Source organism: Pseudomonas sp. AP19, from assembly GCF_001728855.1.
Taxonomy (GTDB): domain Bacteria; phylum Pseudomonadota; class Gammaproteobacteria; order Pseudomonadales; family Pseudomonadaceae; genus Aquipseudomonas; species Aquipseudomonas fluorescens.
In genome coordinates this window covers 22,437-31,830 of sequence record NZ_LXJP01000071.1, presented here as the reverse complement: position 1 = coordinate 31,830, position 9,394 = coordinate 22,437, and the positions used below count along the sequence as shown (strand labels likewise).

At 48.1% G+C, this 9,394-nt stretch carries 8 protein-coding genes and 2 pseudogenes; 3 read left to right on the top strand and 7 right to left on the bottom strand.

What is annotated here, in order from left to right; genetic code table 11:
- Positions 1-414 precede the first annotated feature (414 nt).
- Positions 415-615 (top strand): annotated as a pseudogene (locus A7D21_RS36385) (hypothetical protein); the annotation flags it as partial.
- A gap of 150 nt (positions 616-765) precedes the next feature.
- On the opposite strand, the gene A7D21_RS30340 reads toward A7D21_RS36385, so the two are convergent.
- Together A7D21_RS30340 and A7D21_RS30335 are read right to left on the bottom strand one after the other, a co-directional pair.
- On the bottom strand, positions 766-1,398 hold the full coding sequence (locus A7D21_RS30340) for a hypothetical protein (RefSeq protein ID WP_069553461.1): 633 nt from the start codon (positions 1,396-1,398) through the stop codon (positions 766-768).
- Between the two features lie 195 nt (positions 1,399-1,593).
- A complete protein-coding gene (locus A7D21_RS30335; RefSeq protein ID WP_069553460.1) occupies positions 1,594-2,196 on the bottom strand; it encodes a hypothetical protein in 603 nt (200 codons plus the stop codon).
- Positions 2,197-2,399: 203 nt separating this feature from the next.
- Between A7D21_RS30335 and A7D21_RS30330 the strand changes: the two genes are divergently transcribed.
- Positions 2,400-4,043 (top strand): DUF6119 family protein, encoded by a 1,644-nt coding sequence (locus A7D21_RS30330; protein WP_256556883.1) that lies wholly within the window; start codon positions 2,400-2,402, stop codon positions 4,041-4,043.
- Between the two features lie 38 nt (positions 4,044-4,081).
- Here the strand turns inward: A7D21_RS30330 and A7D21_RS34855 are convergent, their stop codons facing one another.
- Positions 4,082-5,014: a retron St85 family RNA-directed DNA polymerase gene (locus A7D21_RS34855; RefSeq protein WP_083272270.1), complete on the bottom strand. Its 933-nt coding sequence runs from the start codon at positions 5,012-5,014 to the stop codon at positions 4,082-4,084.
- Complete coding sequence (locus A7D21_RS30325; RefSeq protein ID WP_069553459.1) at positions 5,011-5,949, bottom strand: retron St85 family effector protein; 939 nt, start codon at positions 5,947-5,949, stop codon at positions 5,011-5,013. Before A7D21_RS30325 ends, A7D21_RS34855 begins: the two co-directional genes overlap by 4 nt.
- A gap of 526 nt (positions 5,950-6,475) precedes the next feature.
- Here A7D21_RS30325 and A7D21_RS34850 point away from each other — a divergent pair.
- Positions 6,476-6,643 (top strand): annotated as a pseudogene (locus A7D21_RS34850) (DUF3077 domain-containing protein); the annotation flags it as partial.
- Positions 6,644-6,756: 113 nt separating this feature from the next.
- Here the strand turns inward: A7D21_RS34850 and A7D21_RS30320 are convergent.
- From A7D21_RS30320 to A7D21_RS30310, 3 genes are all read right to left on the bottom strand, one after another.
- Positions 6,757-7,458 (bottom strand): SDR family NAD(P)-dependent oxidoreductase, encoded by a 702-nt coding sequence (locus tag A7D21_RS30320; RefSeq protein WP_069553458.1) that lies wholly within the window; start codon positions 7,456-7,458, stop codon positions 6,757-6,759.
- A complete protein-coding gene (locus A7D21_RS30315; RefSeq protein WP_053253821.1) occupies positions 7,455-7,676 on the bottom strand; it encodes a 4-oxalocrotonate tautomerase family protein in 222 nt (73 codons plus the stop codon). Before A7D21_RS30315 ends, A7D21_RS30320 begins: the two co-directional genes overlap by 4 nt.
- Positions 7,677-8,015: 339 nt before the next feature.
- Positions 8,016-9,302 carry an OprD family porin gene (locus A7D21_RS30310; RefSeq protein ID WP_069553457.1) on the bottom strand — a complete coding sequence of 429 codons (1,287 nt, stop codon included), beginning with the start codon at positions 9,300-9,302 and terminating at the stop codon, positions 8,016-8,018.
- Positions 9,303-9,394 lie beyond the last annotated feature (92 nt).

Below are 9,394 nucleotides of genomic sequence, written 5' to 3'. Positions count from 1 at the left end.
CAAAACGAAGCCCTCACAGCAATGTGAGGGCTTTGTTGTTTCTGGGGTTTGAGTGTTCTAGATCGCCCCCTTCTTCCCTTCCGTGCAAAACCCTTCCGCTTTCCGCCCTCACAATTGCCCCGCCCTGCTCGCCCCTAACGTCCATGGCCTTCGCTGATATTTTGGAAAGCCGTTATGAATTCGCAGCTTTTATCTTTTAGCGCCTGATACGAATTCGTCAGTCAGCTGGATCGACTCATCAGGGCGACAGGCCAAGATCGTACGTACCATCTGCAGCGAGCAGAGGAGTAGCACGTCAGCGGTGATTGGGTTCACATTCAAGTCGTGCGAGAAGGGATCTGAGAAGGGGGGGGCGATTAGAGGGAATGGCGTCGACGGAAACGCTAAAATAGTGGTCTGACCCCGTTTCTTTGCCTACGCCAAGCAAAGGCCATTCAAGCGGCGATCTCTAATCGCTGGCACAGTGACAATCCATGGACCTGGCAGCAAAAGCATCTCGACTGGTTCCTAAATCACCACCTGAATCAGCACGCTGAATCGACGCGCTATTACTATCTCCTGACCATCCATTTGCTAACTCTTCGTATAGGGAAATCCTGGCAGTTCAAGCGTTAGGCGAAGGTCAGCAATCGGCCAAAAGTGGCCGACTGACCAACGGTCACACCCTGACATTTCTGGCTGGCAGTTTTCAATCCGTAGAGTTGTAAAAAGACTGACATAAGTCTAAGCCAAACATTAAAACCCCTCTATAAAAATAGATATTACTCATTGCACGTGCATTAGTTGTCTGAATTCCTGTTCGACGGCCGTCCGAGTCTCATGCATTTCGTAATTCACTTTCTCGAACAATTTTTGAAGGTGAGGCGTCTCACCGTGCCCCAGCGCCTCCCCTGACCGCATGGCTACTCTAGCCTGATCCAATGTCTGAGCAGCCGAAACATAGAAGTCTGAAATTCTTTCTGACGTTGCCTTAGAAAAATAAATTTTATTTTTCTCATAAACCTCAACGAAGGCATCGAATTTTGGCAATGCCGATTCATATGCCTGCGTGATTGAAGGTCGTTGTCTCCCAAAATAATCGGGTCGAATAGTTTCATATATCGCTTCGTGCAGATCAACGAGAAGCTTGTAGCTTTCGTCGATAAATACAGCTCTTTTTTCGATCAGATTTGCATGCCCCAATTGAACTAGGTGACGCTCGGTTTGCAATGCGCTTTCCAGATTCTGTGTCTGGCGAGAGTGCTCTGATTTGAGTTTTTCTATAAGAACTTCAAAAGTCGCCTTCTCTCTCAAGCTGATGCGATCCTTCCAAATACTCCCCAGCCAAGCCGAAAGTCCGGTAATGACGATTGCCGCGCCACCAACTTGACCGATTAAAGAGTTAAATATCTCAAACATATCGAACTACTCCGATAAAAAACATAAAAATTTTGTGCGCATAATTTTAAAAAAAATCAAGGCCATAGTAGGTTGCCAAACCTTTAAAAGCTCCAATCCTTGTCATAGTATTCGCAAGAATAAACTCGCCCATCGGAAGTTTGGATGGCATCTTTGACGATGCCCGATCTTTTTTGCGGGTTCGCCTTCCCTACATTATCCATTGCGTCTGTGATCTAGCCATTCGATGCTCTTAGTGATTGGATCAACGCGAACAAATATAAGTCCACTCGGCGGATTGGCATTAGAGTCAAAACCAATTTCGTCAAGCTGCTTTATTCCTGCATGATACTCAGATAGGAAATCCAAAAAAACATTAACTATTTCGTTGTAGTCGTTTTCTACTGACGATTTATTTGGGAGAAGTAGTTTGAATTTTTTGCCATCATTTGCTTCCGCATATATGGAGAAAGCGAGGGAGTATGGATTTTCCGTACTCAGCTTACCTGCTGATCCTAAGAGGACTGGCTCTATTTTAGGTTGCGACATCACCTTGCCTGCTGTTTCGGAAAGTTTCTCCTTCAGAAGCAAGTAATGGTCCTTACCCATCTCCCCAAAAAGTGCCTTAAAGTAAGGTTTTGCTATGTAAACCGCGACAATTGGAAAAATAAACCACTCAAGACATGCTTGAGGTCCACTAGGGGGCCTAGACTCAATCGCTATACGGATATTTGGGTTGTGCAATGCCTTCTCGAAATCAACATACAATTCACTTGGCATGCCCTCTTCATAGATTAGTGCAACGTCTGGCTTATTCATCTTTTTTCCTTAATACGTAATGCCGAACACTGCGGCGTGACCAATCGAAAAATCCCGCTCCATCAGACGCGAACAACTATCATTAATGAGCCAGCTCTCAACGACCATGGACATTCGCCACACTGGAAAACTCAGCCTCCCAAAAAAATTGCTAAGCTCTTTCAACTATAGCAATATCCAGAGGGGTGGAGTAGCGTTATGCCATGCACGAGATATCACCTAGGGAAGGGAGAATACCAGGAATGAAATATCGTCACTTAAATGTGTTCATGATGAAACCAGATACTGTTATCAACGGTTTCTCGGATCTACTAGTTTTGGATAAGGACGTAGTCCCATATGAACTCGATGCAGATTTTGGCTTAGAAGGAGTTTTATATGTAAAGCGCACAGTTGAAAAAAGACCGAATTGGGGCGAATTGGTTGACACAATTACCGGAACCAACGTAATACAGATCGGAAACAAATCAAGCTCTGCGGTATTATTCATAAAAACAGATACCGACATATTCGTCATAACTTTTGGTTATGGCCGACACCTAGTAAATCTTGCAAACTTCGCCCAAGACTTCGGGCTAAAAACCGCCTTAAATACTCTTAATCACGAAAGTTTAAGAAGCGTAGATATTCATACATTAGAAGACCAACCGGTTCAAAAAAGATCACAGGCCGCACGCGACTCAGAAATAAGTGTGTTTGGCATTGATATATCTAGAGATATATTGAGAGCTGTGACTGGAACACCTAAACCAGGTATAGATTTCAAAAATATCTCTGGCGGTGACGCAATGTTTTCATTTGGTATTGAAATGGAGATCAGCGATTTACCAACCATAACTGAGAATTTAAAAACCCATTACCTAAAAGATGATTATAAAACAGACTTTCTATGGGTAGACAACGTCAGAAGAATCAAGGAAAAATCACACATAGACCAGTTAGACCGGGTTCTGCTTGAAGCAATTAAAGACCGTGATCCGAGTATAGTTATAACACTACCAGAAATAGAGAAATGGGACTCGATAACCGGCTTCAGCTTTACCCGAGCCAAAAGTGATCGATCACCAACTGTATCATCGGAAAAATATCTATCTACGATTGACAATACAAAGCTATCTATCGAGTCAGTCAAAAGAGATCATTTGTATGTTTTCGATATACATGAAAACGAATTTGATCACTCAATATACAAATGCATCTATTATGAAATAATAAACGCGAACAAAACCAACATAATATTTGGAGGAACCTGGTATGAAATTGACAACTCATTCATAGGGAGAATCAATTCTAGCTTAGCGAATATAGGTGTTTCTGAACTTCAATTTCCAGGGGTATACGTGTGGCAAGAAGGTGAGAAGGCAAAAATAGAGGCTGAAGGTGATTACAATATTAGGGCCTCTCAGATGCACGGATATCACCTATTAGACAAGAGACTGATCAAAAGCAACAAATCGACTAGTTCAGTTGAACTGTGCGATCTTCTTTCAACTGAGAAGCAATTCATACACGTCAAACATCGCAAAGGGGGATCTGCTGGACTAAGCCATCTTTTCGCACAAGGGAGCGTCGCCGCAGAGATATTGCTCGGAGACCGAGAATTTAGAAAATCAGCCAGAAAGGTATTGGGTACTTTCAGTAACGCTGCACGCGAAATCATTCCGCTCGACAACTTACGAAGCGCAGAATATGAAGTGGTTTTTCTGATATTGGGCGACGATGCCGCAAGCGTGAAAAGCAATCTGCCCTTCTTCAGTAAAGTAAACCTTGTTAGGGCATATGATAGTCTTTCCCAGCGAGGTTACTCCGTAAAAATATCAGCCGCCGCCAAAGTAGAAAGACCATGAACGCTTTCACGGAGATTGAATAATAGTGCCCGCGGGTCTCACTGACGCTTTCTCAGAAGATTCAATATGGTTTTCATCCCATATTTCTTACCTAAACGCGATAAAAACAACGGTTCTACATCAGCAGCGAAACCGAGCAATCCCTGAAGCCTAAACACGTCTTTTTGTTCAAGCAGTCCCAGACCATACTTATGGACAAGAGCGCTAATTTCTCGCTTTCTATCACGACCAAGAGAAACTTTATCATCGTTTGTGATTACTAATCCGGTAATCCTGCGGCTCCCTCGCTTAGACAAATGTATCGTCTTATCAACATTCAAGCTTAAGCGTGGGTATTTCAAACTAGACAACAAATCTTTTATTACAGGCACGACTGACTCAGAAGCGTAAGGTAAAGCCGTGGAAAATGTTAAATCGTCAGCATAGCGAGTATAAACAAATTTGTTTTGAGATGCCCAATCAGCTACCACACTATCAAACTCATACATGATGGAGTTCGATAATATTGGTGAAGCTGGAGAGCCGATACTCAGAGCACCGCCATTCCCTCTATTAATACATGACAGTCTTGCAATATATCGAATTTCTAGCAAATCAAGAAAAGGCAAGCTTTTCTGAAAGTGCGCTATCAGATCATCAATTTTAATAGACGGGAAGAAGTCTTTAAAATCCAGCTTAATCATGTACTCGTTTGTTCTGTGTGCCTCGGCATTCTTTTTAATGCTTGCACCTTTTACATATGCCGACGCGGCCTCATGAATTGGCAATAGATGAAAAACGTTATGAATCAACCAATGTTGAACATACTTTGTTTCCCTGGCAGGTTGAGAGATTATTCGCAACCCGCCATTCTTTTTTGGAATACTATAAGTTTTATAAGAATAAGGAGCCCTCGAAACCACACGTACTAACTGTTCGCTTGACAATGACAAATCAGCCAACATTTTCTCAAGCGTTTTATGGGCGATCACTTCCCACCCCCAAACAGCCGACGAATAACTCTAAGCCGGTGATTATCTTTTCCCGAAGTATTATAGAACTCTTTACACTCTGTAGAAATACGTAGCTTATCTATCGGCACAGAAGAGCTCGCAGAAAAATTAACCCTGTGGAATTCAGAGTTTCTAGCGACGTAAAATTGGGAATCACTATAAATCTCAAGACTAATGAGTCTGAATCGCTGAAGCAAAAAAAGCTTGCCCCTTAGTTGATCCCTGCCAGCGTCAACTCCTAGCCTGGAAAGATAATCCAATAGCTCGCTCTCTTTAACGGCAACAAATAGCTTTATAAGCTCATACAAGAGAACGAAAACATGGGAGCTATTGGATACTTTAAGAAGCTGCGATTTCGGCAGTTCGTCCAACTCGCGCTGAACATCAACCACAACATCCTCTATGATCTCAGCAGTTATAGTAAGTGGAAATCCGACTTCAAATGGATAACTTTTTACTGCAGTTCGCTTATCGTTTGAGATATGTCGAAAAATACCTAATTTTATGAATGAGTCATTCTGAAAGTGACCTTCCGAGCAAACAGCAACAATTTTGTCGTTGAACTCCTTCAACTGAGAAAACGCACCAAGCTCAGCTATTGCTCCGGGACTCTCTAGTATGATAACCACCAGAGAGCACATTGCAGCCAACTCCACCTCGAGATCAATCAGATTTCTAAAGATAGCGTCAACTTGCCAATTAGTGACATCCTCAGGCTTGAAGAACTCAATTCTATTATTGAGGTCTGTCTCAAGCGCGTGACGTAGCGACTGTACCGAAGGGGTGGGATCGTCCGGATGCCCCTTTTCAGGCGACCGGCCACCACACAGAAGAACGATGTGAGACTTACAGTACTCGACTCTTGATGACTCTATTTTTATCGATGATAGAGCAGCAAGTCGAGGATCTGTCATTTAGAAGAGGTTCTTTACCAAGAAACAGCCGCAGAGAATATCTGTGGACCGTAATGAGCCCGCGATTGGAGGGCCGCAGATATTCTCTGCGGAATAAATCCAAGCAATTTTCTAGAGTCTGGCTAATCGCCCGACTAAGCATCGGTACCGAGACCGAGCTTGTACGCGTAAAGAACGGGTCGAATATCCCAAACGGCATTGACGCTGTCAATATGCCATACGCGAAATTTAAGAATTTTTAGCTCATTCCTCTTTCAGATCACGAATAGTCGCTCATATCAATAACGAACACCCTCCATTATTTGATCCACGATCAGGGTATAAATAGAGGTAGCGCCTCAAAGACCTTTACCTTAAATCATTGATTTTTAAATCAATAGTAATGCGATTCGACTCTTGGTGCCGCACCATACAAAACAAAGCCCTCACAACAACGTAAGGGCTTTGTTGTTCCTGGAGTTTGCCCCATATCACGCTACAAAATAGCCGCCCTACCTCCCCTTCCACTGACCCCATCCTCCAGCACCACACTCCCAACCTGCTCCACGTCGCCAAGCTACCCGCAGAAGCTGCAGCGATGACGAAGGAGACGGACCGTTATGCCTGGGCCTAGCATTATTTTCAGGAGCGGGTAAAGGCGGTCATTGATGATGGGGTGAAGGTGTTGGAGTCGCCCTGCAATGCCGAGCAATAAGATGTGAATGTCTGGCAGGGCCGGCGTTATCGCGGGCAAGCCCGGTTCCACCGGTGATCTGCATCGGTAGTTGATCGAGCGCCCCAGCCTGGGCAGGCCGGGGCGTTTTTTTGTCAGTGCCCGGCGCTTTGCCCGCCGTCCACGTGGAGGATTTCGCCGGTGACGAACCCGGCGTTTTCCAGGTAGATGATTGCTTGGGCAATATCACTCGCTTCGCCCATGCTCCCGACTGGATGCAGGCGGCCCAACGCCGCGTGGGTGTCTTCGCCGTGCATCGGTGTTTTGATAATCCCGGGGCTGACTGCGTTCACGCGAATGCCGCGTTTGGCGTATTCAATTGCCAGGGATTTGGTCGCGGCGTTCAGGCCGCCTTTGGTCAGTGAAGCCAGCACTGAGGGCACGCCGTCGATGGCGTGGTCGACCAGGCTGGTGGTGATGTTGACGATGTGCCCGGCGCGCTGTTTGAGCATCTCGGTGATCGCCAGTTGGGTGATGTAGAAGAAGCCGTTGAGGTTCACGGCCAGCACGTTTACGTAGTCTTCGTGGGTGTAGTCGGTGAAGGGTTTGGCGACGAAGATGCCGGCGTTGTTGATCAGGCTGTCGACGCGCCCGAAGGTGGCCAGGGCTTCGCGGATGACGCGCTGGGCAGTGGCCGGGTCGGCGATGTCGCCGGGCACCGTGAGGATGTTCGGGTCGGTGGATGGCTGGATCGAACGCGAGGTGGCCACCACGCGATAATCGAGGGCGCGGTAGGCTTGAACCACAGCGGCGCCGATGCCTTGGGAGGCACCGGTAATGATCACGACTTTGCTCATTTTGTTTCTCCGGTAAGGGCTTGGGATTTGCGGTATTCGGTGGTGGTGATGCCGGCGTAGCCCCAGTTATCGGTGTCGATTTCTTCGATGACGATGTGGGTCAGGTCCGGGCGCTTGTTGAGCACGCGTTCGAGGGTTTCGGTGAACTCGGCGATGACCTGGGCTTTTTGCTCAGGGGTCACGCCGTCACGGGTGATGCGCAGGCTGACGAAGGGCATGGTGATGGCTCCAATGGGCGGGCATCGGGGTGATGGGCCGGCAGTGGGGTCAATTTAGGCGTGCGCTGAGTCGAGATAAATGGGGGTTTGAGTACTACATTAGTGATGTGGTGTAACAAGTTCCCGCGGTACTTCTACACGATTGGACGCCTCCCGCTGGCGTCCGCAAAACTGATAAAAAAACCACCCTTGATCGTTGACGGCGGGACGCGGAGCGTCCCTAGAGGCGTTCCCACGCAGAGCGTGGGAACGATCACCGTCGCTGATCCAAAGGCATAAAAAAACCCCGAACCAGTCGGGGTTTTTTATCGCCTGGCATCAGGCGCGACCTGCGATCAATTAGAAAACGTTGATCGGGTAGTCGGCGAACAGACGGATTTCGTTACCGCCTACGTTGTAGTTGCTGGCGTTGCTGGAGACGCGCAACCAGGACGCACGAGCGCGCAGGCTCAGGTCTTTGGCCGGGCCGCTCTGAACGACGTATTTGAACTGGTTGAAGATCTCACGCTCGGTGCCACTGCCGCGGTTGGAACCGTCGTCAATGTTGGTGCCGCGCACGTAGGCGATGTTGTAGGTCAGGCCAGGTACGCCGAAGGCACTGAAGTCCAGGCCGTAGCCTGCTTGCCAGGAGCGCTCGTCCTTACCGTTGAAGTCGGACCAGTAGGAGTTGGCCAGCAGGATGGTGTTGCCGCCATCGCCAATGCCGCCAGCGTTGCGGTAGCCGCCGTACAGGTAGCCGGTGTCGCCGGTGCTGCGCTGGTGAGCGACGGTGAAGCTGTGCGGGCCAACAGCCCAGGTAGCGCCCAGGCTCCAGATTTTGTTGTCGCGAGCGTCCGCGTCACCTTGGTTTTCCAGGGCGAAGCTGCGGTCCAGCTTGGTTTTGTAGCCGTTGAAGTCAAAGGTCAACGATTGCTTCTCTGGCAGGGCCAGCACGTAGTTGACGTTGACGTATTGCTTCTTCAGCACGTCTTGCATGTTGGACGCATACAGCGCGGCGGACAGGCTTTCGGTGAATTTGTAGCTACCACCGATGTAGTCGATGCTTTTCAGGCGGCCGCTGTCGCCACCTTCGGCGCTCTTGCGAGCTTCCTTGGTGAAGTGACCCGCGTCCAGTTGCAGACCGGCGATCTCTTTGGACACGATCGAGGTGCCCTCGAAGGTTTCCGACAGCAAACGCGAGTTGTCGTATTCCAGGACCGGAACGGCTGGCATCTGCTGACCGTATTTGATCACGGTGTTGGAGATGCGCGCCTTGACGGCTGCGCCGCCCTTGGCCAGGTCTTTGGCAGCTTCGCCGCTGTCACCTTGCTTGAAGAAGTCGATACCGCCGGCGCCGCTGCGGCCTTTGCCACCGTCCAGGCGCAGCGCGTATTGGCCGATCACGTCCACACCCACACCGACAGTGCCTTGGGTGAAGCCGGACTCGAACTTGCCGATGAAGCCCTGGCCCCATTCAGCTTTGTCTTGCTTGCCGTTTTTGTAGTCACGGCTGATGTAAGCGTTGCGTACTGCGATGTTCAGGTGGCTGTCTTCAACAAAACCCTTGGATTGCTCCTGGTCGTTAGCCATTGCCTGAGTAGCGCTCAAAATCCCCAGAGCGATCAGACCCATCCGTTGCTTCAACATTTTTTATATTCCTTATTACTGTTTGAGTACGCGCTGTGACACCAGGCTCCGTGTTGCTTTTCTGGTGTCAACTTTCTCCGAAAAAAAGAAGG